Below are 26,895 nucleotides of genomic sequence, written 5' to 3' on the forward strand. Positions count from 1 at the left end.
GAAAGGAATTTAACATGATTTTAATTACAGGAGCAAATGGGCAACTTGGGACAGAGCTTCGCCATTTGTTGGATGAACGAAATGAAGAATATGTAGCTGTTGATGTGGCTGAAATGGATATCACAAATGCAGAAAAAGTAGACGAGGTATTCGCAGAAGTGAAACCAACCCTAGTCTACCACTGTGCTGCTTACACAGCTGTTGATGCTGCTGAAGATGAAGGTAAAGAGTTGGACTATGCGATCAACGTGACTGGTACGGAAAATGTAGCAAAAGCGTCTGAAAAACATGGTGCAACCTTAGTTTATATCTCAACAGACTACGTTTTTGATGGGAAAAAACCAGTGGGACAAGAATGGGAAGTAGACGATCAACCAGATCCTCAAACAGAGTACGGTCGTACCAAACGTATGGGGGAAGAATTGGTTGAGAAGCATGTGTCTAACTTCTATATCATCCGTACAGCTTGGGTCTTCGGGAACTACGGTAAGAACTTTGTCTTCACCATGCAAAACCTTGCCAAGACTCACAAAACACTTACAGTCGTTAATGACCAACATGGTCGTCCAACCTGGACACGTACTCTTGCAGAGTTCATGACTTATTTGGCTGAAAACCGTAAGGAGTATGGTTATTACCACTTGTCTAACGATGCGAAAGAAGATACAACTTGGTATGACTTTGCAGTTGAAATCCTCAAAGATACGGATGTTGAAGTGAAACCAGTGGATTCTAGCCAATTCCCAGCTAAGGCAAAACGCCCTCTCAACTCAACGATGAGCTTGGCTAAGGCTAAGGCTACAGGATTCGTTATTCCAACTTGGAAAGATGCTTTGAAAGAATTTTATAAACAAGAAGTGAAATAAGATCAATAGAAGCGGCCCTTGAGGGTCGCTTTTCTGTTTGGATTAGGCAAAAAGCCTAGAAAATGATATAATTGAATAGACTGTGAATGATTTGAAAGGGAACTCTATGCAACATGTTTTTATTATCGGAAGTCGTGGGCTTCCGGCTCAATATGGCGGTTTTGAGACTTTTGTGGACCAATTGGTCTCGCATCAAGTGTCTCCAGATATCCAATATCATGTTGCCTGCCTTTCTAATAATCAAGCTTATCAACATTTTGACTTCAAGGGTGTCGATTGTTTTACCATTAAAGCCCCTAGGCTTGGGCCTGCGCGTGTCATCGCCTATGATATGATGGCCATCAACTACGCCTTGAAGCATATTAAGAAACAAGGAATTGAACAGCCGATTTTTTACGTCTTGGGCAATACAATCGGAGCCTTTGTGGCGCCTTTTGCGCGCAAGATCCATAAGATGGGTGGCCGATTCTATATCAACCCAGATGGACTGGAGTGGAAGCGGGCCAAGTGGGCCAAGCCGATCCAAGCCTATCTCAAGTATTCTGAAAAGATCATGACGCGCCATGCGGACTTAGTAATTTCAGACAACCCTGGTATTGAGTCCTATATCAAGGAAGCCTACCCTTGGTCCAAGACGACCTATATTGCCTACGGAACGGACTTGTCTCCGACTAGCCTAAATAGTCAGGATAATAAGGTCCGAGAATTCTATCAGAAATGGCAGACACAGGAGAAGAACTATTATTTGATCTTGGGCCGCTTTGTCCCAGAAAATAATTATGAGACCGCCATTCGTGAATTTATGGCCTCTTCCACCAAACGGGATTTGGTGATCATTTGTAACCAGGAAGGCAATCCTTATTTTGAGGAGCTCCGAGCTCGAACTGGATTTGATCAGGATCCTCGTGTTAAGTTTGTAGGAACGGTCTATGATCAAGACCTGTTGAAGTATATCCGTAAAGAAGCCTTTGCCTATATCCATGGTCATGAAGTGGGTGGAACCAATCCTGGTCTCCTAGAGGCTCTTGCTCAGACGGATCTGAATTTAGTTTTGGGAGTTTCCTTTAACCAAACGGTTGCAAAGGATTCGGCTCACTATTGGACTAAAGAAACTGGAAATTTGGCGCATTTGATTGATCGGGTTGATTCTTTAGAAGATGTATCTGAATGGGGTCAACGTGCCAAGGCCAATATGAAGCAAAACTTTACCTGGGAAAAAATTGTAGGTGAGTACGAGGAATTATTCTTATCATGAAAGTAAATATCTTGTTGTCCACCTATAATGGTGAACAATATCTAAAAGAGCAGGTCAAAAGTATCCAAGACCAGACTTATCAAGACTGGCAACTCTTGATCCGAGATGATGGGTCGACAGATGGTACGGTGAAGATTATTCAAGAGTTGGTGGCCCAAGATGAGCGCATTCGTTTTATCAACCAAGGAGCTATTGAAAATCTCGGAGTTATCAAGAGCTTCCATGCGCTTCTGAAATATGAAAAAGCTGATCTTTATTGCTTCAGTGACCAAGATGATGTCTGGCTTCCTGAAAAGATTGCTCTTCAGGTAGCAGAAGCCGAGAAGCATCCTCAAGAAGTGCCTTTGCTGGTCTACACAGATTTAAAAGTGGTCGATGAAAACTTGAATGTGCAGCATGAGAGTATGATTCGCACCCAGTCTGATCATGCCAATACCGAACTGATTCAAGAGTTGACGGAAAATACGGTAACTGGCGGAGTTGCCATGATTAACCACGCTCTGGCGGAGTTATGGACAGGTCAAGAAAAACATGCGCTCCTTATGCATGATTGGTATTTGGCCTTGTTGGCAACTGCCTTTGGGAAGCTCATCTATATCGATCAACCAACAGAATTGTACCGTCAGCACAGTAGCAATGTTCTGGGTGCTCGAACCCTCAGAAAACGGGTTAAAAATTGGATCCGACCCCATGTGCTGTTTGCCAAGTATTGGAATCTCATAGAGTCTAGTCAAGAACAAGCAAAAAATCTATTGGATCTGCCTGTCAGTTCCCAAACTAAAGAAATTATTGAAAACTTTGTCACCATTATGGATGTTCCACTAAAAGAACGTCTGAGACGGATTCGTCAGTATGGTTACCGGAAGAACCGAGCCTTTCACACCTTTGTGTTTACCAGCTTGATTCTGACAAAGTTTGCATATCGAGGTAAAAAATAATGTTTGACGTTTTTAGTCAGAAAAATCGAATTTTATTACGAGAGTTAATCAAAACAGACTTTAAATTACGCTACCAGGGATCAGCAATCGGTTATCTTTGGTCGATTTTAAAGCCCCTGATGACTTTTACGATCATGTATATTGTCTTCATCCGATTCTTACGCTTGGGTGGAGATGTGCCCCATTTCCCAGTTGCCCTCTTGTTGGCCAATGTAATCTGGGGCTTCTTCTCAGAAGCAACATCTATGGGGATGGTGTCGATTGTTAGTCGAGGCGACTTGTTGCGAAAATTGAACTTCTCCAAACACATCATTGTCTTGTCTGCGATTTCAGGAGCAGCCATCAACTTTGTTATTAACCTTGTAGTGGTCTTGATTTTTTCATTCTTCAATGGGGTGACATTCTCTTGGACAGCCTTGATGGTCATTCCGTTGTTCTTTGAGTTATTCTTGATGGCGACAGGATGCGCACTGATCTTAGCGACATTTTTTGTTCGTTTCCGTGACTTAGGTCAAGTATGGGAAGTACTCCTGCAAGCAGGCCTATATGCGACGCCAATTATCTATCCGATTACCTTTATTGCAGACCGCAATCCATGGGCTGCTAAGTTGGTCATGATGAATCCTTTGGCTCAAATTATTCAAGACATGCGTTATTTCTTGATTGATAAGGCCAACACCCCTGTCTGGCTTTTGGTGGAAAATAAGTTCTTGGTTCTGATTCCTTATGTCTTGCCAATTCTTATTTTTGTTGCTGGCTTTGCTTACTTTAACAAACATGCTAAGAAATTTGCGGAGATTCTCTAATGACAGATAAACAAATTGCAGTAAAAGTAGACCATGTCAGCAAGTACTTTAAGTTGCCAACAGAGGCAACCAATAGCCTTCGAACTGCCCTGGTCAATCGCTTCAAAGGAATCAAAGGATACAAAGAACAACATGTTCTTAAGGATATTTCTTTTGAAGTAGAAAAAGGAGACTTTTTCGGGATCCTCGGAAGAAATGGTTCTGGAAAATCGACTCTTTTAAAAATCATTTCTGAAATCTATGTGCCAGAAAAAGGAACCGTCACTATAGATGGGAAACTGGTGTCCTTTATTGAGCTTGGAGTAGGCTTTAACCCGGAACTGACTGGTCGTGAAAATGTCTATATGAACGGGGCCATGTTGGGCTTCTCAACAGCTGAAATTGATGCCATGTATGATGATATCGTAGACTTTGCTGAGTTGCATGAATTCATGAACCAAAAGCTTAAGAACTACTCATCAGGCATGCAGGTTCGTCTAGCCTTTTCGGTTGCCATTAAGGCCCAAGGCGATATCTTGATTTTGGACGAGGTCCTAGCAGTAGGAGATGAGGCCTTCCAGCGCAAGTGTAACGATTACTTCCAAGAACGGAAAAAATCAGGGAAAACCACGATTCTGGTTACCCATGATATGGGAGCCGTCAAGAAATATTGTAACAAGGCTGTTTTGATTGAAAATGGCTTGGTGAAGGCCATTGGTGATCCTTTTGACGTTTCTGATCAATATAGTTTTGACAACTTGGAATCGAATTCACATCATCATGGAGATGAAGATGAGGGCTTGGTCACAACGGAAGTTGAAGATTTTACAGCTAGATTGCTTTCTCCTAAGAAAGTAACTCCTGACGATGAGGTGGTGATTGAGTTTTCATTTAATCTATTAGATGAGTCTGTTAATCCTCATATAGCCTTTTCATTTGTTGATATTTCTACTGGAAATGGACTGTACAACGATAATTCCATGGATATTCCATTATCCGGTATCGGTGCTAAAAAAATCACTTATAAATGTAAGTTGCCGTACTTTAATCATGTGAAGTTAAGACTAGTAGCATTTTTAAGAGATGAAAATCAAGAAAACTTAGCAATATTGTCAACAACGAACCCTCCAGTCTTTTCAATAGATCGGGTAGTCGATCGAACAAATCGTTCGGAGTTGGATTCTTCGACTGGTTTGTTGATCCGTCAAGGTAAGTGGGAATAATTTCTTTGGTGTAGGCTATGAAAATTTTATTTGTATCTCCTGTTGGAGCCATGTTTAGTGGAGCAGAAGTATCGATTGTGAACCTAATGAAATTGTTGGTTCAGCAAGGTCACGAAGTTTATAATGTGATACCGGATAATGCTCCACACATTGATAAAGACTATCTCCGTCATATGGATACAACTGGAATTAAACTATTTCAGTTAAAAACCAATCAGTGGTGGTGGCCTGAATCTAAGACGCTGAACATTTCAGAGTTAGAAATCCAAGCTTCTCAACAAAAGAATATTGAGGAAGTAAGAGAAATCATTCAGAACGAACAGATCGAACTGGTTATTTCGAATACAGTCAATGTGTTTCAGGGGGCATTTGCAGCTGCATGTGAAAAGGCCAGACATTTTTATATTATTCATGAATTTCCTTTTGGTGAGTTCGGTTATTATAAGGACCTGATTCCCTTAATTGATGATTTGTCTGATAAAATTTTTGTAGTAGAAGGGGAATTGTATCACACTCTAACGAATTATTTTACGACTGATAAATTGATTCCGTTTATCCCCTATACAGAAGTTCAAGAGCGACCTCTTAAGAATTCTACTGTTTCTCGTTTTGTATCCATCGGTGGAATTAACGAACGAAAAAATCAGCTTGAGTTGCTTGCAGCCTATAATGGTTTAAATCGGAAAGATATCGAACTGATTTTTATCGGAGGATGGGATGAGCAGTACAAAAAGTTGATGGATGACTATATTCAAACGCATCATCTAGATCGTGTGACTTTTGTTGGTTTTCACTCGGATCCATGGTCCTTGGTGACAGATAAAGATATCCTCGTCTTGCCTGCTAAATTAGAAACATTTTCTTTAGTATTTGTGGAATCAGTCCTCAATGGAGTTCCGGCAATCATTTCCGATAATTTAGGTCATTTGTCTTCGAGTAAATTTTTAGAATCTGGGAATTTATATCCACTAGGAGATAGAGATCTGCTAAGTCAACAAATGGCTACAGTGATTGAGAATTTTGATAGCTATAAAGAAAAACAATTACTGGATCAAGAACTCGCTCGAAAGAAATATAATCTTGAGACGATCTATGCTGTTTTTAAAGATAACATTGAAGTAGAAACGCCAATTGGTAACCAAAAGCTTTCCTCTAAGTATGCTCGATTTTTGGGGATGAAATTCAATAATCGTGATCTCGAAGTAATTGGTAAATCTCAGGTGGTGATTTCAGCTTCTAACGATGGACTTCACTCAGCCTACCATGAAATAACAAAAGAGAGAATGGAAAATAAGGGCTCTATTATCTTCCAGCTTGAAAAGGAAAAGAGTCTAAAAATATTACTTTCAGAATTTCCGGGATCCTATAAAAAATTGTCATTGATTGCATTGGAGGATCAAAGAGAAATTCCTCTTGTAACTTCAAACGGAATTGATTTCGAGGATGTTTTGGTTTTCTTTAATACCCATCCACATATTCTGTTTGATCTTTCGAATAGTTCAGGTAATCAATTTCAATTCTCCTATGAAAAAGAAAGTGACGAAGAATTTAGCAGACACCTATTCAACTTACATGAGAATCATAAAAAATTATCTCATGAATACAATTCCGTCATCCATTCTCGCCGTTGGACCATTCCAACAAAGATCTTGAAATTCTTAAGAATAAGGAAATAATATGCAACGTTTACTTTTATATGTTCACTACAATAAGTTCAATTTTATTAGTGGACATGTACTCTATCAATTAGAAAAGATTCGCCCCTTGTATTCACGGGTGGTCTTTATCTCCAATAGTCAGCTACCAGAAGATATGAAGGATCATTTGTTCTCGCAACAGTTGGTAGACGATATTCTAGAGCGCCAAAATAGTGGCTTTGACTTTGCGGCGTGGCGGGATGGAATGAAGACAGTCGGCTTTGATCAACTGGCTCACTTTGATTCTGTTACCCTCATGAATGATACCTGCTTTGGACCGCTTTGGGATCTAGAACCTATTTATCAGCAGTTTGAACATGATGATGAAGTAGATTTCTGGGGTATGACCAATTACCGGAAAGACAAGGATTTTAACGAGCATATTCAGAGTTATTATCTCAGTTTTAAAAAACAGGTGCTGACATCAAACGCCTTCCCAGAATTTTGGCAGGGTGTTCAAGACTTCACCAATGTTCAAGATGTGATTGATCACTACGAGACCAAGGTCACAACGAATTTCTTGGATGCTGGTTTTCGCTATAAAACTGTTTTTGATACCATTCATGAAGACACCACAGGGATGCTCTATCCGGACTTTTCTTACTACAATCCAACAGCGATTCTCCGTCATAAGGTTCCTTTTATCAAAGTCAAAACCATTGCGAATAATGAAGGAATCATTCCTTACATTTTTGACGAATTGGAACGTATATCGGACTATCCATTAGATTTGATCCTCAACCACATGTCTATGATTGATCGTCCGGACTATCCGTATTTGTTATCGCGTAAGTACGTGAAAAACCAAGAATTGGCAGAGAATTTCGATAGAAAAGTTGCGGTTCATCTCCATGTCTTTTATGTGGACCTCTTGGAAGAATTTCTAGATGCTTTTCAAGCCTTTCATTTTGTTTATGACTTATGGATCACGACAGATGTAGAAGAGAAGAAGCAGACTATTGAGAAAATTCTTTCTAATCGGGCACAAGATGCGACGGTTGTGGTGACTGGAAATATTGGACGAGATGTGCTGCCAATGCTGCTCTTAAAAGAGCAACTTTCTCAATATGATTATGTTGGCCATTTCCATACTAAGAAATCTAAAGAAGCAGATTTCTGGGCAGGTGAATCTTGGCGCAAAGAATTGATCGAGATGTTGGTCAAACCGGCTGATCAAATCCTGGCCAATATGGAAGCCAATCCAAAAGTCGGAATCACTATCGCAGATATTCCAACTTTCTTCCGTTACAATCGAATAGTGGTTGCCTGGAATGAGGCTCTTATTTCACCAGAGATGAACAAGCTCTGGGAACGGATGGGAGCGGCCAAGACGATTGACTTCAAAAATCTCAATACCTTTGTTATGAGTTATGGAACCTTTGTTTGGTTTAAATACGATGCTTTGAAACCACTCTTTGATTTGAATTTGACAGCAGCAAATGTTCCAGCCGAACCTTTACCTCAAAATTCGATATTGCATGCGATCGAACGTTTGTTGATCTACATTGCTTGGGATCAAAAGTATGACTTTAGGATCTCTCAAAACCCACATGTTCTGACACCTTTTATCGATAATAAGCAATTGAACAATCGCGAAGATCTTCAACCCCATACCTTTGTAGACTTTAATCAAATTGGGGGGATCAAAGGAGCCTTGAAGTATATTGTGATTGGACCAGCAAGAGCTGTGAAATATATACTAAAAAGAATGATAAAGAAAGTGAAATAATGAAACGGAAAAAAGAGTTTAATATTAATGAATTTATCCTCTCAGTTTTATCAAAAGTCTCAAGAACCCAGTGGTATTATTTGATTACTTTCGTTCTATTTTCTTTTTTTAATTTTTATCTAGCCCAGAATAATCTTGCTGTTCACAACAAGGCAACTGGTACAGTCTTACAATATGTCAATTTTTTAGGAATTTTATTTGGAATAAGTTTCCTACTATTAGTTCCAATATTATCCCAGTTCAATTTTAAAAAATGGTTTCCATTCAAACTGGTTGTCAGTTATTTGGTTTACAATACTCTATCTTATTTGACGGAAATCACGATCTATTTGAATAATCCAAAATACAAGGTTTGGAATTTTGATCAGAATCCATTCTTTAGAATGGATTCCTTCCTTTTTATTTTCCTTCTGTTTGCTTCTACAGGTGGTTTGGTTCTATTGCGACAGCATTATGATAAGCTCCCTAGTCGGAAAAAAGGAGGAGAAGAGATAGGGGAGAACTATCAGTATCTGATCTTGTCACAACTCTTGATCACTTTTATCGTAACAGACAAAAATTTTTCGACCCTTATTTACAGGACAGATAATTTTTTGTATAAGGCGTTTGAAATTGGCAAATACTCAGCCCAACAATTCTGGTTGACAAATGAGTTTTTATATTTTCTATTTCCTTTGATTTCCTTGCTTGGATTTTTATACACAAAAGGGCAACGAGATTTCGTCAAAAACAAACCAAGTTTTTCTTTAGCGTTCTTTTCTAGTACCACGATAGCAATTGTATTGAATTATTTCATTCAAATCAGTTTAGGGCGAACAGAACCCTTCTTAGGCGTTCATTACACGATTCCAGATGCCATCATATTTCAAATTCTCATTCTGACAGCGATCCTCATCTTAGTTTATTTTTGTATCAATCAATATTGGATCGCTACCTGTCTCATTTCCATTGTTTCCATAGCTTTTGTGGTTGCTAATTCCATTAAGTTTGGAATGAGGAATGAACCAGTTTTACCGAGTGATTTAACTTGGCTAAGTAAACCAATGACCCTTTTGAGTTTTGTGGACAAAGCGCAAATGTTTTACATCCTTTTATTGGTGGTCTTTCTGGTTTGTCTACTAATTGTTGGGAAAAAGTACCTGTTCAAGGGAAGAATTATTTCCTCATGGAAAATTCAAATTGCTGCTATCGCTATGATGCTCTTGTGTTTTAAGAGTGTCAATGGAATATTCAGTGATAAAGAAAACGGTAAGATCAAGGCCAATGTACCAATTATTAGCACCCTGAACAATTATCAGGATATTAATTGGCTAGGCAATACGACCAATGCACGTTATAAGGGCTTGTCCTATGTTTGGATGAATCAATTAACAACAGAAGTTATTCTAAAACCGGATGGTTATTCAAAAGAACGTCTTGAAAAGATAGTCAAAAAATATACTAATTTGTCGAATGAGATCAATAAGGAGAGAAGTAACTACTTAAACGATCAAACAGTCATCTATATACTGAGTGAAAGCTTTTCTGATCCTAGAAAAGTTGAGGGAGTAGAACTGACGCAAAATCCAATTCCAAATATTGAGAATATCATGAAGACCCATACGAGTGGGCAAATGCAATCGGATGGTTATGGGGGTGGAACTGCAAATATGGAGTTCCAGACTCTGACAGGTTTACCTTTCTACAATTTATCGCAAACTGTATCTGTCTTGTATACGGAAGTCCTTCCTAAGATCCATGATGTGCCATCTATCAGTAATGCATACTCGAAACAGAATAAGGTTGCTGTTCACTTGGCAGGTAAATCGAATTATTCTCGGGATATTGTGTATTCGCGGTTAGATTTCAAAGATTTCATTACGATCAATACAAAAGGGATCAAATATAGAAATGAAGGAATCAGTCCGAGTGATGAATCCACTTATAATATTGTTCTAGATAATTTAAACGACAAAACCGGACAATTCTTTTCTGTGATGACCATGCAAAATCATACACCGTGGTTGGAAGCAAATCCAGAATCTTTGGATGGTAAAGGTAAAGGGTTTAGTGATGAAGAAAATTCAAAACTAACCTTCTACAGTCGCTTGCTTTCACAAACCGACACCGCCACCCAATCTTTCCTGGAAAGTCTTTCTAAAATAGATAAGAAGATTACAGTGGTATTCTATGGAGATCACTTGCCAGGTCTTTATCCTGAGTCCGCCTTTAAGAATAATCCGGAGAGTCAGTATCAGACAGACTACTTCATTTGGAGTAATTTTGATGCACCGAAATTGAACTATCCTTTGGTCAATTCAAGTGATTTCTCTGCTATGGTCTTTGAACAGACCAATTCAAAAGTTTCGCCTTACTATGCTTTGTTGACAGAAGTATTGAAAAAAGCAAGTGTCGATAAAAAGGCCTTAGAAGGAGAAGCACAAGAAATTGCAGAGGATTTAAAAATGGTTGAATACGACTTGATTAGTGGGAAAGGTTACCTTTCTAAAGACTTCTTTAAAGTTCCAACTGATAAATCCAATTAAAAGGAGAGCAAGCAGGTAAAAATCTTTGTGATTTTGGCTGTCTGGCTCCCTTTTTTTTGTTTTTTATGCTAAACTATTAGATGGGGGTACGCTCATGATTAAGATATTTGGAAAGGTCCATTATCATTGGCAACCGGACTTATCTATTCTTGTGACTTATTGGTCCATTGCAGTGATTCCGGTCTTTATTGGACTGGCCTTGATGTATGAGAGCTCTAGTGTGCCAACGCTAGTTTTGTTTTCGTTCTTTTTATTTATGGCCTTGCTCGCGATTGGGGTCCATCGTTACTTCACGATCTATGAGGATGGGATCTTACGGATTATTACAGCCAATCCTTTTACTCCAATCAAGGTGCAGATTGACTCGATCGAAAAGGTCGAAGTTAATAAGAAATCGATCAAGCTCATATTTAATGATGGATCGCGCAGTCGAACATTCTGTATGCGTAAATGGCCGAAAAAATACTTTATCAATGCACTTGCTTTAAATCCTTATTTTAAGGGAGAAGTAATCCTGACGGACAATTTCATCCATGTGGATTACTACGAGATGTATTATGCAAACAAATAAAAAGCCCTCTTAATCTTTTAAGAGAGCACGAGTGGGGCATTCTTTAATAGCCTCGAGAACATCGTTTGTGACAGGAACTTCCTTTTCAAGGAGGTCGTCCTCTTCAGCAGCAAATTTAACGATGCCATTGTCATGGTAATCAAATAATTCAGAATAGGTCTGACAGAGACCGCAAGCGATGCAACGATCTGGAATTAACGTAACTTTCATACTTCTATTGTAATGATTTTTACGAGAAAAAACAAGGAGGAAGTCATGGCAAAAGAACCATGGGAAGAAGATATTTACGATGATGGAGAAGAAACATTGAAAAGAACGAGTAAGTTAAACGGAATCAAGGCAGATCGTCTATTGACGATTTTAGCCATTATTTTCTTTGTAGTAGTAGTAGCGATGGTCTGCTTGTTGATTTTCCTTTCAACAGGTGGCAGCAATAAATCAAAACAAATGTCTGGCTTCTACAATGGAGAGACTAAGGTTGAACAGAAATCATCAGCCCCTGCAGCACAAACTGACCAAGCGGCTAAAGACGATAGTTCAAAAGATGAGAACTCTGAAGAAGGTACGATCACTGTTCAAGCAGGTGAAGGGGAAGCAGCGATTGCTGCGCGTGCTGGTATTTCCATTGCTCAATTGGAACAGTTAAATCCATCTCACATGTCTACAGGATCATGGTATGCCAATCCTGGTGATGTCGTTAAGATTCAGTAGGAGTTGAGGACAGCATGAAACAAATTCAAATTGCCATTGATGGACCGGCTTCTAGTGGAAAATCTACAGTTGCAAAGATCATTGCCAAGGATCTAGGCTATACGTATCTAGACACAGGAGCTATGTACCGTGCAGCGACTTACCTAGCTTTGCAAAATAATCTGACAGCTGAACAGGTTGATGACTTGTTAGCCCTTTTAGATCAGTATCCAATTAGTTTCGGTCGTTCGGAAGAAGGAGAGCAGCTTGTCTTTGTAGCGGACGTGGATATTACTCACCCGATTCGCGATAACCAAGTGACCAACAATGTTTCATGGGTTGCAGCACTTGCGCCGATCCGTGAAAAACTTGTCACTCTACAGCAAGAAATTGCAGCAGAGGGGGGCATCGTTATGGATGGACGCGATATTGGGACAGTCGTCCTTCCACATGCAGAGTTGAAGATCTTTTTGGTCGCTTCTGTTGAGGAGCGGGCAGAACGTCGTTATAAGGAAAATGTTGAAAAGGGCATCACAGCGGATCTTGAATTGTTGAAAAAAGAAATCGCTGAGCGGGACTATAAGGACAGCCACCGTGCCGTTTCTCCTTTGAAACCTGCAGCTGATGCCATTCATTTTGACACAACGGGTGTTGGAATTGCAGACGTTGTTGCATTTATTGAAGAAAAAGCAAAAAAACTTCTTGACAAAGAATAAAAAACTTGATATCATATAAAAGTTGAGAAAAGCAGAAGTGAGAACTTCTCGCCTTGTGACGCAAGTTGCCTGGCCCCTACGGATCAAGTTTCAGAAATGAAATACATCATGTAGTTCGGGCCTGTTTTGCAGGTCCGTTCTTTGTTTTTCTCGAATAATAAAAAAGAGGTGAAAACCATAGCAAAGCAAGACTTATTCATCAATGATGAAATTCGTGTACGTGAAGTTCGCTTAATCGGTCTTGAAGGTGAGCAATTGGGTATCAAACCACTTAGCGAAGCGCAAGCACTTGCGGACGACGCTAATGTTGATTTGGTTCTCATTCAACCTCAAGCTAAACCTCCTGTTGCGAAAATTATGGACTACGGTAAGTTCAAATTTGAGTATCAGAAGAAGCAAAAAGAACAACGCAAAAAACAAAGCGTTGTGACCGTGAAAGAAGTTCGTTTGAGCCCAGTGATTGACAAGGGTGATTTCGATACAAAACTTCGCAATGCTCGCAAATTCCTTGAAAAAGGAAATAAAGTGAAGGTATCCATTCGCTTTAAGGGTCGTATGATTACCCACAAAGAGATTGGTGCTAAAGTTTTAGCCGACTTCGCTGAAGCGACACAAGATGTGGCGATCATCGAACAACGAGCTAAGATGGATGGACGTCAAATGTTCATGCAATTGGCGCCAGCAACTGACAAGAAATAATCTGTCAGAAAGTTAAAAAAAGGAGAAAATATCATGCCAAAACAAAAAACACACCGCGCATCAGCTAAACGTTTCAAACGTACAGGTTCTGGTGGACTTAAACGTTTCCGTGCTTACACTTCTCACCGTTTCCACGGAAAAACTAAGAAACAACGTCGTCATCTTCGTAAAGCATCTATGGTGCATGCAGGAGATTTCAAACGTATCAAAGCAATGCTTACTCGCTTGAAATAATCGCGTATTTGTAAGTAAAGAATTCTAGGAAATATTGGAGGAAATATAAATGGCACGTGTTAAAGGTGGCGTTGTATCACGCAAACGTCGTAAACGTATTCTTAAATTAGCTAAAGGTTACTATGGAGCTAAACACATCTTGTTCCGTACTGCAAAAGAACAAGTAATGAACTCTTACTACTATGCATACCGTGACCGTCGTCAAAAGAAACGTGACTTCCGCAAATTGTGGATCACACGTATCAATGCGGCAGCTCGTATGAACGGACTTTCATACTCACAATTGATGCATGGTTTGAAATTGGCTGAGATCGAAGTTAACCGTAAAATGCTTGCTGACTTGGCTGTTAACGATGCAGCAGCTTTCACAGCTCTTGCAGATGCAGCTAAAGCAAAACTTGGTAAATAATGTTTACAAGGCTGAGGAGTTTTCCTCAGTCTTTTTTTCTTGCTGATTTCATGCTATAATGAAAATAATCGTAACCAATATGAGGAGAGATGGAGGATACAAAGGTGACACACAATCGACTAGCATGGGATGAGTATTTTGCAGCACAGGCCTTACTAATTTCAAATCGGGCAACTTGTAATCGAGCGAAAGTAGGCGCTGTTCTGGTTAAGGATAATAAAGTCATTGCAACCGGGTATAATGGATCCGTTTCTGGGACAGATCATTGTCTAGAGGATGGATGCCTCATGGTCGAGGGACACTGTGTCCGGACGATTCATGCGGAAGTCAATGCTATTTTGCAAGGAGCTGAACGTGGAATTCCAAAAGGCTTTACAGCTTATGTGACACATTTTCCTTGTCTCAATTGTACCAAGCAGTTGCTTCAAGTCGGTTGCAAGCGGGTCGTTTATATCCATCAATACCGCATCGATGAATATGCCGAGTATCTTTACCGTGAAAAAGAAGTAGAACTGGTCAATTTACCAATTGAAGAAGTGAAACGAGCTATTGCTGAGGCTGATTTTATTTAGGGAAGCTTCCAGTCTATTTCATGATATGTTAGCAATCTAATTGAAAAACTGTTCAAATTAATGTTTAAGAGATAGCATTGAATAGATGGCTATCATGAAAAGAATAATGGAATCAAGTATAATGGTGTTAACGGAAAAACATAAAAATATAAGAAAGGTAGGAGAAAGTGATGACAAACCAAGAGAAACATCTTGAGGAAAATAAAGAACATAGTAAGATCAGTGAAGATTATCCCAATTCTGTATCTGTTCAGAATCCTCCAAAAGAAAATAGCTTACATTCTATTCTTCTTTCAGTAACCTTTTACCTATCCATTATCTATCTTGTATTGTTTGTCTTTTTCTTTAATATTTTGGGATTTTTCATGTTGTTGATTTTTCTAACACCAAACTTCTTAGGTGTTGCTATTGGAACCATTTTACTTGGACTAGGGATGAAGAAGGGGAATAAAAGCCTCCTCTATACGAGTGTTGGACTCTATCTGCTGTCTATCATCTTGGGTTTTGAACTAGATTGGGATATTTTTCGAATCGCTCCGTTACTGCTAGGTATTCTGGTTTTAATTGGAACACTCTTAGTTGAAGAAGAGAAAAGCTCTTAATCAAAAAATGGGTATGGTCAACTCTACTCAATAAAAAGTATTCGGGTCGATCAAAGAGATAGTTAAATCAGTTCTTCCTCTCTATTTTTAAGAGCTATTATTTGAAAGAATAACTAAAAATGTTAGGAGAAAGTTATGACAGATCAACAAAAAAATCCTGAAGTAGATAAAGAAAATGAGGCAAAGATTCCGGAGGAAGCTCTTTCGCCTGTTGGTGAGATTGGTTCAGAAAAGAGAGTTGGAAGTTAGTTAACGCTATCTATTGCACTTGCTTTCACGATTATATACTGAAGATTATTTCTCCTCGAAGTAGCCGTATTAGCAGGATGGGCACCTGCCCTCTTGTTTTTCCTTGGGTTTCATCTCATTTGTTTCATCATTGCAACCATTCTCTTGTGGAATGGGAAAAAGATGGGCAATGTAACAACTCTTTACACGTCTGTAGGTATTTATTTTGTCTCAATGATTACAGCTCGTACTCCAGATTGGTCTAGCTTTTTCTTTCCTCCTCTTGTGATAGCTATACTGGTTTTTATTGGAATTGTATTGCTTAAAAATGAAGAGTGATGCTAGCAGGTAGGGTGTTCAATCCTATCTTTTTTATTTATTTAGTACTGATAACGCACTAAGAAAACGATTACAAATTGTGTTATAATTTAAATAAATGAATCGTTAAATACTTTTCTTAGAAAGTGGAGGAGAATCTATGTCTAGAAAAAAATGGTATGGTATACTGCTAATTCTTGAAGCAATTCTTTATCTTGTTTCTTATGGTAGTAGTCTAGTAGATAGCTATAATGTCCAAAATTTAAATGGAAATACACCACTGATCACTACCTCTAGTATTTTTTCTATATGGAATGGAATGATTATTTGCTGGGTAATTTGGAGAATTATGAAGCAACGTTTAAATGTTGAAGGATTGATAGCTGTTCTTCTCCTCTCAATTACCCAACTACTGATGTTATTTTTACCACCTTTCTCCCCAACAAATCTGATGAACATTTCCTTTGTGCTAAATATCATTTGTTTAATATGGATTTGCTTGCTTATAAAGAATGTAGAAATGAGGGAGCTTTTAAACAATTGGAAAAGTAAAGATGGTTGGAAATCATCGATAGCTTATTTAGTACTATTTGTTGCCTCTACAAATATTTCTCCACTATTTATATTGATTGGTATGGATAGAACGAGTGATATTTACGCTTTTACACTTCGATACAGTGTAATGGAGTTAATGTTTTTACTTCTGATTAATGTTATGATCACAAGTACAAGTGATAAACTTCAGAAAGTCTTTTCTCTTTTGCTCATTTTATCTTCCTTTGTTGAGATAGGTATAGTATACTCTTTCATCTCTCGTATAAGCTTTTACGGTCTCTTTTATCTTCTCTTATCGATTTATATTGCTTGTCGTGTTTTTAGTTTACTTGAGAAAGTTGCAGCTAGCTGGGAGTCCAAGGTGAAAGTACAAGATCTATCATCTATTGACACTAAACCAGAGATGGCGTACTCTCAAGTAGAAGGAGACATAGATGTAAACGATCAGTTGAATGCTGATATACAATCAAACAATGATAAAGAAAATTCGCCAAAGAGGATCATTCTTCATTCGCCTTGGTTATGGAGCGCCCTTATAATAGCAGTCTGCCACCTTGGTATTATGATTTTTCCTTTATTTTTAGGAAACCCCATGTATCTACTGATCTTATATATTGGTGCCATCCATTATATTTGTTTTATGATTGCGACTTTCATCCTTTTCATAGCTATGAGGAATGGAAATGTGGGTCTCTTAAATACATCAGCCGTCTTATTTATTGTTTCCATCATAGGTACGCTAGATCCTTATTGGACAGGTCCAAATATTTTATCCTTGGTTTTAGGAGTCCTGGTATTTATTGGAGGTATATTATTTAAAAATGGAGACTGATTAAAGTAGATAGGGTTGAAATTTTTTAAAGAACTGTTATCATTTAAGTAGGTGGTAGGTTTTCGAGTACCCATTGGTACGCGGACGCCTACCATTTTTGAAGATAAAAAAAGCACCGTGTGAGGGTGCTAGATCTTGCCTGCTGAACTCGTCAATTGATAGATACCCTACGGGGTATTTTTTGTGAACTTTTTAGGAACTTTGAGGACTGTTTAAGTCAGTTTAACTGGGTATTGCATAGACCGAAAAAGCTGATTTAATGGGTTTTTTGAAAAATCATTTTCCATATCATATGTAATGTGTTATAATGAAGTGTTATATGGTCCCGATAAGGTGGTAGAAATCTTCTATCAGTACTTTGTAACTCTATAACAATATTTTTTAAGGGGGGACATTTTTATGTCAGAACGTAAACTTTTCACGTCTGAATCAGTATCTGAGGGGCATCCAGATAAGATTGCAGACCAAATTTCAGATGCTATTTTAGATGCTATTTTAGAGCAAGATCCAGAAGCTCACGTGGCTGCCGAAACAGCTGTTTATACTGGTTCCGTGCATGTCTTTGGTGAGATTTCAACGACTGCTTATGTGGATATTAACCGTGTGGTTCGTGATACCATTGCAGAGATTGGGTATACCAATACAGAATATGGATTCTCTGCTGAGACTGTAGGAGTACACCCATCTTTGGTGGAACAATCTCCTGATATTGCCCAAGGGGTTAATGAAGCCTTGGAAGTACGTGGAAATGCAGATCAAGATCCACTTGACTTGATCGGAGCAGGAGACCAAGGTCTCATGTTTGGTTTTGCGGTGGATGAAACAGAAGAACTCATGCCATTGCCAATTTCACTCAGCCACAAGTTGGTTCGTCGTTTGGCAGAGCTTCGTAAGTCTGGGGAAATCAGCTATCTTCGTCCAGATGCCAAGTCACAAGTTACTGTTGAGTACGATGAAAATGACCGCCCAGTGCGCGTGGATACAGTGGTTATTTCAACTCAACACGATCCAGATGTCAGCAATGAACAAATCCATGAAGATGTGATTAACAAGGTTATCAAAGAAGTCATTCCAGCTTCTTACCTGGATGATGAGACAAAATTCTTCATCAATCCAACAGGTCGTTTCGTTATCGGAGGACCTCAAGGAGATTCTGGTTTGACTGGTCGTAAAATCATCGTGGATACCTATGGTGGTTATTCCCGTCACGGGGGTGGTGCCTTCTCTGGTAAAGATGCCACTAAGGTAGACCGTTCTGCTTCTTATGCAGCTCGTTACATTGCCAAAAATATCGTAGCGGCAGGTCTTGCTAAGAAATCAGAAGTGCAATTGGCTTATGCCATTGGGGTAGCTCAACCTGTCTCTGTTCGTATTGATACCTTTGGTACTGGAACAGTCGCTGAAAGTAAGCTTGAAAAAGCAGCACGTGAGCTCTTTGATCTTCGTCCTGCAGGGATTATCCAAATGCTGGATTTGAAACGTCCAATCTACCGTCAAACAGCGGCTTATGGCCATATGGGACGGACAGATATTGACCTTCCATGGGAACGTTTGGACAAGGTAGAAGCCTTGAAAGAAGCTGTAAAATAATTAGTTGAAATGGAAAAGTTAGGGTCAAGTTGATCCTAGCTTTTTTTCGTTTTGAAAATTCCTACAGATGGAAAAATAGGTCGATCTGTGGTATAATAGATGCAGTATTTTGAATACGTTGTCCCTTTTATTTCCGTTACAAAAAAACGATAGTAAAAGGAAAAAGACTTGAAAGAGCTAATAAATTATTAAGATGAAAAAAATTGTAATAAATGGTGGTCGCCCTCTAAAAGGAGAGGTGACCATTAGTGGTGCAAAAAATAGTGTAGTAGCCCTGATTCCGGCGACCATTCTGGCGGATGATATCGTGACCCTCGATGGGGTACCGGATATCTCCGACGTGGCGAGTCTGATTGAAATCATGACCATCATGGGGGCTAAGATCGAGCGCAAAGAAGACAGTTTGATCATTGATCCACGTGGGGTGAAGAATATGCCCATGCCATTTGGAAAAATCAACAGTCTGCGAGCTTCCTATTATTTCTATGGCAGTTTGTTAGGGCGTTATGGTCAAGCAACTGTTGGACTACCTGGTGGGTGTGATCTTGGCCCACGTCCGATCGATTTGCATTTGAAGGCCTTTGAAGCGATGGGAGCTGCTATGACCATGGATGGCTCTAGTATGAAACTTGCGACTGATGGCAAGCCTCTTCAAGGAGCTAACATCTACATGGATACTGTTAGTGTCGGTGCAACGATCAATACGATTTTAGCAGCAGTCAAGGCTGAAGGTCGGACAGTGATCGAAAATGCTGCGCGGGAACCTGAAATTATCGATGTGGTGACCTTGCTCAATAACATGGGAGCTCATATTCGTGGAGCAGGGACAGATATTATTATCATTGATGGTGTTCCGCATTTGCATGGAACGAGACATCAAGTAATTCCGGATCGCATCGAAGCTGGAACCTATATTGCCCTTGCAGCTGCTATTGGAGAAGGTATCCAGATCAATAATGTCCTGTATGAGCATTTAGAGAGCTATATTGCTAAGTTAGAGGAAATGGGTGTGCGCATGACCATTTCTGAAGATAGTATCTTTGTAGAAAAGCAGACGGGCTTGAAGGCCATCCAGATCAAAACGTCTCCTTATCCTGGTTTTGCGACTGATTTGCAACAACCGATCACACCTTTGCTCTTAACGGCTGCAGGACGTGGACGCATTGTTGATACAATTTATGAAAAGCGGGTCAACCATGTACCAGAATTGGCTAAAATGGGGGCCACCATTTCGACCTTGAACGACCACATTATTTATGAAGGGCCAAATCAATTGACAGGATCCAGTGTGAAAGCGACGGATCTTCGAGCTGGTGCGGCTTTAGTGATCGCCGGTCTCATGGCTTCTGGAACAACAGAAATTACAAATGTGGAATACATCCTTCGCGGGTATTCAGATATTATTCATAAATTGACCCAACTTGGAGCAGACATCCAGTTGGTAGAGGAATAGTGACAGAACTAGGAATCTGATAGTGGCGGCTGGATACACGAACAATGGAGTTTGAAATGAATATTTGGACGCACTTAGCTGCCTATTCACTAATTGAAACACAAAGGTTGTATTTACGACCTTTTCTCTTTGAGGATGCGGAAGATTTTTATAAGATTGCTTCGAATCCTGATAACCTACAATTTATCTTTCCTGCTCAAGCCGATCTTGCTGAAACTCAATATGTACTAGCCAACTATTTCATGAAAAATCCTTTGGGGGTTTGGGCGATCTGTGATAAGGAAACCAATCAGATGATCGGCTCCATTAAGTTTGAAAAGTTGGATGAGATTAAGGGTGAGGCTGAGTTAGGCTACTTTTTACGCAAAGATTTTTGGGGAAAGGGTCTGATGACAGAAGCGGTCAAAGAGTTGGTTTATCTATCATTTGAGAAATTTCAACTGAAGGAGCTTAAGATTGTCACCCATGTTGAAAATGCAGGGAGTCAAAAGGTCGCTTTAAAGGCTGGTTTTCGTCTTTTTCGTCAATTCAAAGGGAGTGACCGCTATACGCGTAAAATGCGCGATTATTATGATTTCCGCCTAGGTAGAGGGGACTTCTATGAGTAAACACCAAGAGATTTTAGACTATCTCGAAAAATTGCCGATTGGAAAACGGGTCAGTGTCCGCAGTATTTCCAACTTTTTGAATGTCAGTGATGGGACGGCTTATCGGGCTATTAAAGAAGCTGAAAATCAAGGAATTGTAGAAACGCGTCCTAGAAGCGGGACTATCCGTGTCAAATCGAAAAAAGCTGTACTAGAGCACTTGACCTATCGGGAAATTTTAGAAATCACTGGCTCTGAAATATTAGCAGGTGAGGAAGGTCTCGAAAAAGAATTTAATAAATTTTACATCGGTGCCATGACGGAAAAGCACGTCCTAGACTATGTGTCTGAAGGTGGGCTTTTGATCGTGGGAGACCGCACTAGCATCCAACGATTGGCTCTTAAGCATGACAATGCGGTCTTAGTGACGGGTGGCTTTGAGGTCAGTGAGGATGTGATTGATCTGGCCAATCAGGTGCAAATCCCAGTCATCCGAACTTCACACGATACCTATACCGTCGCGACCATGATCAATAAGGCCTTGTCTAACATGCAGATCAAGACGGATATCTTGACAGTCGAGCAGGTCTATCGGCCCTTCCATGAGTACGGCTATCTTTCTGAGACGGATACGGTCCGGGATTATTTAGATTTGGTTCGAAAGAATCGCTTTAGTCGTTTTCCGGTTGTCAATCAGCACCAGATGGTGGTGGGGGTCGTGACCATGAGAGATGCTGGAGATAAGGCGCCTCAGACGACCCTTGATAAGGTGATGTCACGGACCATTTTTACCACTAATTTGTCCACCAGCATTGCGACGATTAGCCAACGGATGATCGCTGAAGATTATGAAATGATTCCTGTTGTTCGTAATAACCAGACCTTGCTGGGGGTTATTACGCGTCGGGATGTCATGGATCGGATCAGCAAGGTGCAGTTTTCGAGCTTACCAACCTTTAGTGAGCAAATTGGTCAAAAGATTCAAACAGAGAACGACCATTACCAATTCACAGTGGAGCCAAGTATGCTGGAGAAAAGCGGTGTTTTGGCCAATGGGGTCATGATCGAAGTGCTGATGAAGGTTATTCGCAAGATGATGCAACACAGTGGGCGTAGCTTGATTGTCGAACAGTTGATCATCAATTTTTTACAGGCTGTGCAGGTGGATGATGTGATCCGCATTGAACCCCAACTTGTTCGGCGAACTAGACGTTCGGCCTTGGTTGATTTTAGCTTGTATTTAGATCTGCAGCTAGTCGCGAAAGCAACCATTACGATTAAGATTAATTAAACAAAAAGAAATGAGGAGACAATGATTACATTAAAATCACAACGTGAAATTGAAGCCATGGATCGTGCAGGAGATTTCCTTGCCAGCATTCATATTGGATTACGTGACTTGATCAAGCCAGGGCTTGACTTATGGGAAGTAGAAGAATATGTCCGTCGTCGCTGTAAAGAAGCCAATGTCTTGCCGCTTCAGATCGGTGTAGAAGGCAGTCTCATGGATTATCCTTATGCGACTTGCTGTGGTTTGAATGACGAAGTAGCCCATGCTTTTCCACGTCACGTCATTCTTAAAGATGGTGATCTCCTCAAGGTAGATATGGTCTTGTCTGAACCGCTGGATAAGTCTGTTTTAGATGTTTCAAAATTGGATTTTGATAATGTAGCCCAAGTGAAAAAATATACAGAGTCCTATACCGGTGGTTTAGCTGATTCATGCTGGGCTTATGCTGTTGGAAATGTTTCCCAAGAAGTCAAAGATTTGATGGACGTGACCAAAGAATGTCTCTATAAGGGAATTGAGAAAGCGGTCGTAGGTAATCGCTTGGGAGATATTGGCGCAGCGATTCAAGAGTATGCGGAAAGCAAGGGCTATGGCGTTGTGCGTGACTTGGTCGGACACGGTGTCGGGCCTACCATGCATGAAGAACCAATGGTCCCACATTATGGTCGTGCTGGACGCGGTCTTCGCTTACGTGAAGGGATGGTCTTGACGATTGAGCCAATGATCAATACCGGTACTTGGGAGATTGATACAGATATGGAAACTGGTTGGGCCCATAAGACCCTCGACGGTGGACTTTCTTGTCAATACGAGCATCAATTTGTGATTACAAAAGATGGTCCAGTGATCTTGACTAGTCAAGGTGAAGAAGGAACATACTAAAAAATAGAGAGGAAAGAATGGAGCTGAAGGCTAGTGTCTGGTTTCGCTCTTTGCTCTTTTTTAGTAAAATGGGGAGGTGACGAATGAAAAAGGTCCTACAAAAAGTACTGGAACAGCCATTTATAAAGGGCTTCGTGCGGTTTTATCAGAGTGCAGAGTCTGATATCACCAGCATTGCTGTAGCCTATTATTTGCTGATCTCCATTTTCCCTTTGATGCTGATTGCAGCCAATATTTTACCCTACTTTCATATTCGTCCCACTCAGATTCTTTTAAGCTTACAGAAAGTTTTGCCAGCCTCCTTATATCGAATAGTGGCACAGATGATTTCGAGTGTCTTGACCAAACCTTCGACAGGCTTACTGAGTTTCTCGATTATTTCTGCTTTGTGGATCTTCTCTCAGAGCATTGCCTACCTCCAAAAAGCCTATAACAAGAGTTATGGGGTGGAAAAAGAGCGTGGTATTATCTGGGGGCGACTCTTTAGCTTCCTGATCAGTTTTGCCTTGCAGGGCTTGTTTGGACTCTCGCTGATCCTTTCCATGTTTGGGAAAATGATCGTTCGCTATCTCTATCGGACCTTTTCATTTGATCGGACGATTTATGTGCGCTTACTGAATTTGACAGAGCCGACCATCTATCTCTTGCTTTTTGTTAGTCTGGTCTTACTCTATTACACCCTTCCAAATGTCAAAATTCCGAAATTTAGATATGTATTGCCAGGGGCGACCTTTGTTGTTGCTGTCCTGTATGCGATCTTGAATATCTTTTGGAAATATGTGGATCGTTATGTGAGTCATTTCTTAGATGCTCGTTTCTTCGGTTCGGTCGTCCTAGCGGTCATCATGTTCTGGTTTATCTTGGTGGCAAAAATCATGATTATTGGTTGTATTTTAAATGCCAGTATCCAATTTGCTAGAGAAGCAAAGTTCCAAACGCGCAGTGGAGAAATTGTCTCTAAGTTAAAATCAGAAGAAGTGGACTTTCGGCATAGAGAAGTTTCACAAAAATTAAAGCTTCGGTTACGCTTGATAAAAAAAGAAAAAACGGAATAAGGGAGAGTGGGACAGAAATCGGTAATTCGTTAGAATTCGATTTCGTCGTCCCACCTCCGCACAGTTGAGTAGGGCTGTAAAAGCTGATGGAATCAGCGTAGTAGAGCCCACTCAACGACTGCGTCTTGCTCGACAATTCAAAAATAATTGAGAGGCTAGGATTTTTGTCCCAGCCTCTTTTTTTCTTATCTATTTTTATTGCATTTGCAATAAAAATGTGTTATGCTATTGTCAATAGGAAAGGAGGAGTGAGATGAGTATTTTGCGTGAGATTGGCATCATTGCGAGAGCACTGGATTCTATAGCAAATATTGAATTTCGAGATTTGGATCTGGCGCGTGGTCAATACCTCTACCTGGTGCGAATTGCCGAGCAACCTGGAATGATTCAGGAAGAACTCTCTGAAGTCTTGAAAGTAGATCGATCCACCGTTGCAAGGTCTGTAAAAAAACTAGAAGAACGAGGACTGATTCAGCAGCGTCCAAGGGGTGAAAACCTTAAAATCAAGGAATGGGAATTAACTGAAAAAGGTAAGCAGATTTACCCCTTCATTTTAGGGGAGCATCATTACTCTGAAAAAACTGCCTTAAAAGGATTTTCCAAAGAGGAAGTCGCACAGTTAGAGGAGTATCTCATCCGAGTTCGAGAGAATATCACCTTGGATTGGGAGCTAGTCAAAAAAGGTCAAAAAAGAAATTATAGTGAGGTAAAGCAATGAAAGTGACAGTCGATCAAGCATTTTGGGATTTATTTCCAACAGCTATAATTACAGTGATGTCCTTGTATGGTATTGATAATACAGTAGATGAAGCCAAGGATCCTTATTTCAAAGAATTGTTGGACAAGGGTACCAAGAGAGCATGGGAATTTATTGATGAAGAAAACTATACCCAGAGTGAGTTCGTTCAAGAGTGGCGCCAAGCTTTTAGCAAGTTTAAAACAAAAAAAGGAGCCCGATCTTCCATCGAGGCACTCTTAAAACGGGTTCACCAGGGACGTGAATTCTATCCGATTAATCCTTTGGTGGATCTTTACAATAGTGTTTCTATGGCTTATGCCCTTCCTTGTGGGGGAGAAGATATGGATAAATTGGTGGGTGGACTCTCACTAGGGCAAGCGAAAGGAGGCGAACCTTTCTTTCCATTAGGTGCTGAAGAAGATGCTCCAGCTTTGGAAGGGGAGATTATCTACTACGACCAAGACGGAGCTGTTTGCCGTTGCTTGAATTGGCGTGAGGCACAAAGAACTATGTTAACAGAAGATACCAAGGACGCTATTTTAGTTATTGAAGCCATCAATGAGGAGCAGGCCAAACGGGCACAAACAGCTATGCAGGAATTGAAAGATCTAGCCAAAGATTATTTTGGGGTTGAAGGCACCATCTATCAATTAAGTGCAGAGCATGCAAGTATAGAAGTTTAAAAGAATAAGGCTGAAACAATCGTTTCAAGCCTTGTTTTTATTTTTAAAGACAAAGAGTTTACTAAAGACGTAATTGAGGACTACAATGGCCACTTGTGCAAAGAGGGTTTCAATCAGATTGATCTGACTTTTGTTATTGTGGACGAATTGCCCGATAATTCCTGGGAACTGCTTGACAAAAATCTCGGTCAAGGCCATGTCCAGTACAAAGGTCCCAGAGCGCGCAATTGCAAATCGGATCAAGCGCTGAAACCAGCCCTTTCTTTCTTGTTTAAAGACAATGGTATCATTGGTTGCAAAGGCAAAGAGGATCCCAGCAATGTTTCCAATCGCGGTCGCTAATCGTTCATCACGAGACACTTGATAGATGAAGAGGCGGGTTCCGACGGAAACAATGGTTGTGGCAACCCCAAAAAAGAGATAGGATAAAATCTCATTATCAAAAAATTTTTTAATTAGTGTTTTCATAAATTCAGTCTACCATAAAACCTCAAAATATGCTATACTTGAAAGGTTGAAGAAATCAAACCTTCAACCCTTGGTGCTTAAGATCCTTTCGCCAAGCATATTACACGCGGGAAAACCGCTAAAGGAGAATAAATGAAACAGTTAACTGCTCGTGATATGGCGCAAATTGCCATTGTTTCTGCGATTTATATCGTATTGACCATTACCCCACCACTCAATGCTATGGCCTACTATGGCTATCAATTCCGTGTTTCGGAAATGATGAATTTCTTAGCCTTCTACAATAAGAAGTACTTGATTGGGGTGACTCTTGGTTGTATGATTGCTAACTTATTTAGTTTTGGATGGATCGATGTCTTTGTCGGTGGAGGTTCAACCTTTGTCTTCCTAGGACTTGGACTTATTCTATTTGGTCGGTTTAAAAACAAGTTCTTGTTTGACGGTCTTATTCGCTTGGACCATTTCTTGTTTGCGATTTTCTTTTCCATCTCCATGTTTACGATTGCCTTGGAACTATACTACCTTCAAGGCCAACCATTCTTCTATAACTGGTTGACTATGGGATTGGGTGAATTCGCATCCTTGATTTTTGGAGCGATTGTGATCAATCAACTTTCTAAACGGATCGATTTTACAAAATAAGAAGAGAGTGGGACAGAAATCGGTAATTCGTTAGAATTCGATTTCGTCGTCCCACCTCCGC

At 40.0% G+C, this 26,895-nt stretch carries 28 protein-coding genes, 1 riboswitch and 1 other annotated feature; of the genes, 26 read left to right on the top strand and 2 right to left on the bottom strand.

The window, feature by feature from the left end; all coding sequences use genetic code 11:
- Window positions 1-14 precede the first annotated feature (14 nt).
- The 9 genes from rfbD to NMM13_RS05280 all read left to right on the top strand — a co-directional run bounded on the left by rfbD (window position 15) and on the right by NMM13_RS05280 (window position 11,589).
- Window positions 15-866 carry a dTDP-4-dehydrorhamnose reductase gene (rfbD, locus tag NMM13_RS05240; RefSeq protein WP_125826274.1) on the top strand — a complete coding sequence of 284 codons (852 nt, stop codon included), beginning with the start codon at window positions 15-17 and terminating at the stop codon, window positions 864-866.
- Between the two features lie 106 nt (window positions 867-972).
- Complete coding sequence (gene cps2T, locus NMM13_RS05245) at window positions 973-2,121, top strand: beta 1-4 rhamnosyltransferase Cps2T (protein WP_254727757.1); 1,149 nt, start codon at window positions 973-975, stop codon at window positions 2,119-2,121.
- On the top strand, window positions 2,118-3,059 hold the full coding sequence (locus tag NMM13_RS05250; protein WP_254727755.1) for a glycosyltransferase family 2 protein: 942 nt from the start codon (window positions 2,118-2,120) through the stop codon (window positions 3,057-3,059). The genes cps2T and NMM13_RS05250 overlap by 4 nt, the downstream gene beginning before the upstream one ends.
- Window positions 3,059-3,865 (top strand): ABC transporter permease, encoded by an 807-nt coding sequence (locus NMM13_RS05255; RefSeq protein WP_003003247.1) that lies wholly within the window; start codon window positions 3,059-3,061, stop codon window positions 3,863-3,865. The genes NMM13_RS05250 and NMM13_RS05255 overlap by 1 nt, the downstream gene beginning before the upstream one ends.
- Window positions 3,865-5,067, top strand: coding sequence for an ABC transporter ATP-binding protein (locus NMM13_RS05260; RefSeq protein WP_118095650.1), 1,203 nt, complete (start codon window positions 3,865-3,867; stop codon window positions 5,065-5,067). The genes NMM13_RS05255 and NMM13_RS05260 overlap by 1 nt, the downstream gene beginning before the upstream one ends.
- 17 nt (window positions 5,068-5,084) lie before the next feature.
- Complete coding sequence (locus NMM13_RS05265) at window positions 5,085-6,743, top strand: glycosyltransferase family 4 protein (protein WP_254727753.1); 1,659 nt, start codon at window positions 5,085-5,087, stop codon at window positions 6,741-6,743.
- Between the two features lies 1 nt (window position 6,744).
- Window positions 6,745-8,493 carry a rhamnan synthesis F family protein gene (locus tag NMM13_RS05270; RefSeq protein WP_254727751.1) on the top strand — a complete coding sequence of 583 codons (1,749 nt, stop codon included), beginning with the start codon at window positions 6,745-6,747 and terminating at the stop codon, window positions 8,491-8,493.
- Window positions 8,493-11,018: an LTA synthase family protein gene (locus tag NMM13_RS05275; RefSeq protein ID WP_254727749.1), complete on the top strand. Its 2,526-nt coding sequence runs from the start codon at window positions 8,493-8,495 to the stop codon at window positions 11,016-11,018. Before NMM13_RS05270 ends, NMM13_RS05275 begins: the two co-directional genes overlap by 1 nt.
- Before the next feature lie 94 nt (window positions 11,019-11,112).
- Window positions 11,113-11,589 (top strand): EbsA family protein, encoded by a 477-nt coding sequence (locus NMM13_RS05280; protein ID WP_049522867.1) that lies wholly within the window; start codon window positions 11,113-11,115, stop codon window positions 11,587-11,589.
- A 9-nt stretch (window positions 11,590-11,598) separates the two neighbouring features.
- Here NMM13_RS05280 and NMM13_RS05285 read toward each other — a convergent pair whose 3' ends face one another.
- A complete protein-coding gene (locus NMM13_RS05285) occupies window positions 11,599-11,799 on the bottom strand; it encodes a ferredoxin (RefSeq protein ID WP_003003472.1) in 201 nt (66 codons plus the stop codon).
- A 45-nt stretch (window positions 11,800-11,844) separates the two neighbouring features.
- Here NMM13_RS05285 and NMM13_RS05290 point away from each other — a divergent pair, with 45 nt between their 5' ends.
- From NMM13_RS05290 to NMM13_RS05365, 16 genes are all read left to right on the top strand, one after another.
- On the top strand, window positions 11,845-12,300 hold the full coding sequence (locus NMM13_RS05290) for an SAG1386/EF1546 family surface-associated protein (protein WP_003006692.1): 456 nt from the start codon (window positions 11,845-11,847) through the stop codon (window positions 12,298-12,300).
- A gap of 14 nt (window positions 12,301-12,314) precedes the next feature.
- The gene (gene cmk, locus NMM13_RS05295; protein WP_070586083.1) at window positions 12,315-12,995 is read left to right on the top strand and encodes a (d)CMP kinase; all 681 of its coding nucleotides are present in this window, start codon (window positions 12,315-12,317) and stop codon (window positions 12,993-12,995) included.
- A 23-nt stretch (window positions 12,996-13,018) separates the two neighbouring features.
- Window positions 13,019-13,147, top strand: a sequence feature (ribosomal protein L20 leader region).
- A gap of 16 nt (window positions 13,148-13,163) precedes the next feature.
- Window positions 13,164-13,694, top strand: coding sequence for a translation initiation factor IF-3 (gene infC / locus NMM13_RS05300; protein ID WP_003003721.1), 531 nt, complete (start codon window positions 13,164-13,166; stop codon window positions 13,692-13,694).
- Between the two features lie 33 nt (window positions 13,695-13,727).
- The gene (rpmI, locus tag NMM13_RS05305; protein ID WP_003003453.1) at window positions 13,728-13,928 is read left to right on the top strand and encodes a 50S ribosomal protein L35; all 201 of its coding nucleotides are present in this window, start codon (window positions 13,728-13,730) and stop codon (window positions 13,926-13,928) included.
- A 49-nt stretch (window positions 13,929-13,977) separates the two neighbouring features.
- Complete coding sequence (rplT, locus tag NMM13_RS05310; RefSeq protein ID WP_000124834.1) at window positions 13,978-14,337, top strand: 50S ribosomal protein L20; 360 nt, start codon at window positions 13,978-13,980, stop codon at window positions 14,335-14,337.
- A 104-nt stretch (window positions 14,338-14,441) separates the two neighbouring features.
- A complete protein-coding gene (locus NMM13_RS05315; protein ID WP_049490930.1) occupies window positions 14,442-14,909 on the top strand; it encodes a deaminase in 468 nt (155 codons plus the stop codon).
- A gap of 170 nt (window positions 14,910-15,079) precedes the next feature.
- Window positions 15,080-15,511, top strand: a complete 432-nt coding sequence (locus NMM13_RS05320) for a hypothetical protein (protein ID WP_254727747.1) — start codon at window positions 15,080-15,082, stop codon at window positions 15,509-15,511.
- A 706-nt stretch (window positions 15,512-16,217) separates the two neighbouring features.
- Window positions 16,218-17,444 carry an ABC transporter permease gene (locus NMM13_RS05325; protein ID WP_254727745.1) on the top strand — a complete coding sequence of 409 codons (1,227 nt, stop codon included), beginning with the start codon at window positions 16,218-16,220 and terminating at the stop codon, window positions 17,442-17,444.
- 399 nt (window positions 17,445-17,843) lie between these two features.
- Complete coding sequence (gene metK / locus NMM13_RS05330; RefSeq protein WP_254727743.1) at window positions 17,844-19,034, top strand: methionine adenosyltransferase; 1,191 nt, start codon at window positions 17,844-17,846, stop codon at window positions 19,032-19,034.
- Between the two features lie 193 nt (window positions 19,035-19,227).
- Window positions 19,228-20,487, top strand: a complete 1,260-nt coding sequence (locus NMM13_RS05335; RefSeq protein ID WP_254727741.1) for a UDP-N-acetylglucosamine 1-carboxyvinyltransferase — start codon at window positions 19,228-19,230, stop codon at window positions 20,485-20,487.
- 56 nt (window positions 20,488-20,543) lie between these two features.
- Window positions 20,544-21,095, top strand: coding sequence for a GNAT family N-acetyltransferase (locus NMM13_RS05340; RefSeq protein ID WP_003003737.1), 552 nt, complete (start codon window positions 20,544-20,546; stop codon window positions 21,093-21,095).
- Window positions 21,088-22,365, top strand: a complete 1,278-nt coding sequence (gene spxR, locus NMM13_RS05345; RefSeq protein WP_150905861.1) for a CBS-HotDog domain-containing transcription factor SpxR — start codon at window positions 21,088-21,090, stop codon at window positions 22,363-22,365. Before NMM13_RS05340 ends, spxR begins: the two co-directional genes overlap by 8 nt.
- Before the next feature lie 21 nt (window positions 22,366-22,386).
- Window positions 22,387-23,247, top strand: a complete 861-nt coding sequence (locus tag NMM13_RS05350) for a methionyl aminopeptidase (RefSeq protein ID WP_003015764.1) — start codon at window positions 22,387-22,389, stop codon at window positions 23,245-23,247.
- An 83-nt stretch (window positions 23,248-23,330) separates the two neighbouring features.
- A complete protein-coding gene (locus NMM13_RS05355; RefSeq protein ID WP_254727738.1) occupies window positions 23,331-24,302 on the top strand; it encodes a YihY/virulence factor BrkB family protein in 972 nt (323 codons plus the stop codon).
- Between the two features lie 253 nt (window positions 24,303-24,555).
- A complete protein-coding gene (locus tag NMM13_RS05360; RefSeq protein ID WP_134974155.1) occupies window positions 24,556-25,020 on the top strand; it encodes a MarR family winged helix-turn-helix transcriptional regulator in 465 nt (154 codons plus the stop codon).
- Complete coding sequence (locus NMM13_RS05365) at window positions 25,017-25,724, top strand: B3/4 domain-containing protein (RefSeq protein WP_134974154.1); 708 nt, start codon at window positions 25,017-25,019, stop codon at window positions 25,722-25,724. The genes NMM13_RS05360 and NMM13_RS05365 overlap by 4 nt, the downstream gene beginning before the upstream one ends.
- A 24-nt stretch (window positions 25,725-25,748) precedes the next feature.
- Here the strand turns inward: NMM13_RS05365 and NMM13_RS05370 are convergent, their stop codons facing one another.
- Window positions 25,749-26,192 (bottom strand): GtrA family protein, encoded by a 444-nt coding sequence (locus NMM13_RS05370; protein WP_049513904.1) that lies wholly within the window; start codon window positions 26,190-26,192, stop codon window positions 25,749-25,751.
- 28 nt (window positions 26,193-26,220) lie between these two features.
- A riboswitch (PreQ1 riboswitch) is annotated at window positions 26,221-26,327 on the top strand.
- Between NMM13_RS05370 and NMM13_RS05375 the strand changes: the two genes are divergently transcribed.
- Window positions 26,325-26,834 carry a QueT transporter family protein gene (locus NMM13_RS05375; RefSeq protein ID WP_134974153.1) on the top strand — a complete coding sequence of 170 codons (510 nt, stop codon included), beginning with the start codon at window positions 26,325-26,327 and terminating at the stop codon, window positions 26,832-26,834. (Overlaps the previous riboswitch by 3 nt.)
- Window positions 26,835-26,895 lie beyond the last annotated feature (61 nt).

The organism is Streptococcus sp. CF8_St5-11, assembly GCF_024295625.1.
Classification (GTDB): domain Bacteria; phylum Bacillota; class Bacilli; order Lactobacillales; family Streptococcaceae; genus Streptococcus.

Coding starts and splice junctions, on each gene's coding strand:
- rfbD (WP_125826274.1), top strand. CDS start 15: ATGATTTTAATTACAGGAGCAAATGGGCAACTTGGGACAGAGCTTCGC.
- cps2T (WP_254727757.1), top strand. CDS start 973: ATGCAACATGTTTTTATTATCGGAAGTCGTGGGCTTCCGGCTCAATAT.
- NMM13_RS05250 (WP_254727755.1), top strand. CDS start 2,118: ATGAAAGTAAATATCTTGTTGTCCACCTATAATGGTGAACAATATCTA.
- NMM13_RS05255 (WP_003003247.1), top strand. CDS start 3,059: ATGTTTGACGTTTTTAGTCAGAAAAATCGAATTTTATTACGAGAGTTA.
- NMM13_RS05260 (WP_118095650.1), top strand. CDS start 3,865: ATGACAGATAAACAAATTGCAGTAAAAGTAGACCATGTCAGCAAGTAC.
- NMM13_RS05265 (WP_254727753.1), top strand. CDS start 5,085: ATGAAAATTTTATTTGTATCTCCTGTTGGAGCCATGTTTAGTGGAGCA.
- NMM13_RS05270 (WP_254727751.1), top strand. CDS start 6,745: ATGCAACGTTTACTTTTATATGTTCACTACAATAAGTTCAATTTTATT.
- NMM13_RS05275 (WP_254727749.1), top strand. CDS start 8,493: ATGAAACGGAAAAAAGAGTTTAATATTAATGAATTTATCCTCTCAGTT.
- NMM13_RS05280 (WP_049522867.1), top strand. CDS start 11,113: ATGATTAAGATATTTGGAAAGGTCCATTATCATTGGCAACCGGACTTA.
- NMM13_RS05285 (WP_003003472.1), bottom strand. CDS start 11,799: ATGAAAGTTACGTTAATTCCAGATCGTTGCATCGCTTGCGGTCTCTGT.
- NMM13_RS05290 (WP_003006692.1), top strand. CDS start 11,845: ATGGCAAAAGAACCATGGGAAGAAGATATTTACGATGATGGAGAAGAA.
- cmk (WP_070586083.1), top strand. CDS start 12,315: ATGAAACAAATTCAAATTGCCATTGATGGACCGGCTTCTAGTGGAAAA.
- rpmI (WP_003003453.1), top strand. CDS start 13,728: ATGCCAAAACAAAAAACACACCGCGCATCAGCTAAACGTTTCAAACGT.
- rplT (WP_000124834.1), top strand. CDS start 13,978: ATGGCACGTGTTAAAGGTGGCGTTGTATCACGCAAACGTCGTAAACGT.
- NMM13_RS05320 (WP_254727747.1), top strand. CDS start 15,080: ATGACAAACCAAGAGAAACATCTTGAGGAAAATAAAGAACATAGTAAG.
- NMM13_RS05325 (WP_254727745.1), top strand. CDS start 16,218: ATGTCTAGAAAAAAATGGTATGGTATACTGCTAATTCTTGAAGCAATT.
- metK (WP_254727743.1), top strand. CDS start 17,844: ATGTCAGAACGTAAACTTTTCACGTCTGAATCAGTATCTGAGGGGCAT.
- NMM13_RS05335 (WP_254727741.1), top strand. CDS start 19,228: ATGAAAAAAATTGTAATAAATGGTGGTCGCCCTCTAAAAGGAGAGGTG.
- NMM13_RS05340 (WP_003003737.1), top strand. CDS start 20,544: ATGAATATTTGGACGCACTTAGCTGCCTATTCACTAATTGAAACACAA.
- spxR (WP_150905861.1), top strand. CDS start 21,088: ATGAGTAAACACCAAGAGATTTTAGACTATCTCGAAAAATTGCCGATT.
- NMM13_RS05350 (WP_003015764.1), top strand. CDS start 22,387: ATGATTACATTAAAATCACAACGTGAAATTGAAGCCATGGATCGTGCA.
- NMM13_RS05355 (WP_254727738.1), top strand. CDS start 23,331: ATGAAAAAGGTCCTACAAAAAGTACTGGAACAGCCATTTATAAAGGGC.
- NMM13_RS05360 (WP_134974155.1), top strand. CDS start 24,556: ATGAGTATTTTGCGTGAGATTGGCATCATTGCGAGAGCACTGGATTCT.
- NMM13_RS05365 (WP_134974154.1), top strand. CDS start 25,017: ATGAAAGTGACAGTCGATCAAGCATTTTGGGATTTATTTCCAACAGCT.
- NMM13_RS05370 (WP_049513904.1), bottom strand. CDS start 26,192: ATGAAAACACTAATTAAAAAATTTTTTGATAATGAGATTTTATCCTAT.
- NMM13_RS05375 (WP_134974153.1), top strand. CDS start 26,325: ATGAAACAGTTAACTGCTCGTGATATGGCGCAAATTGCCATTGTTTCT.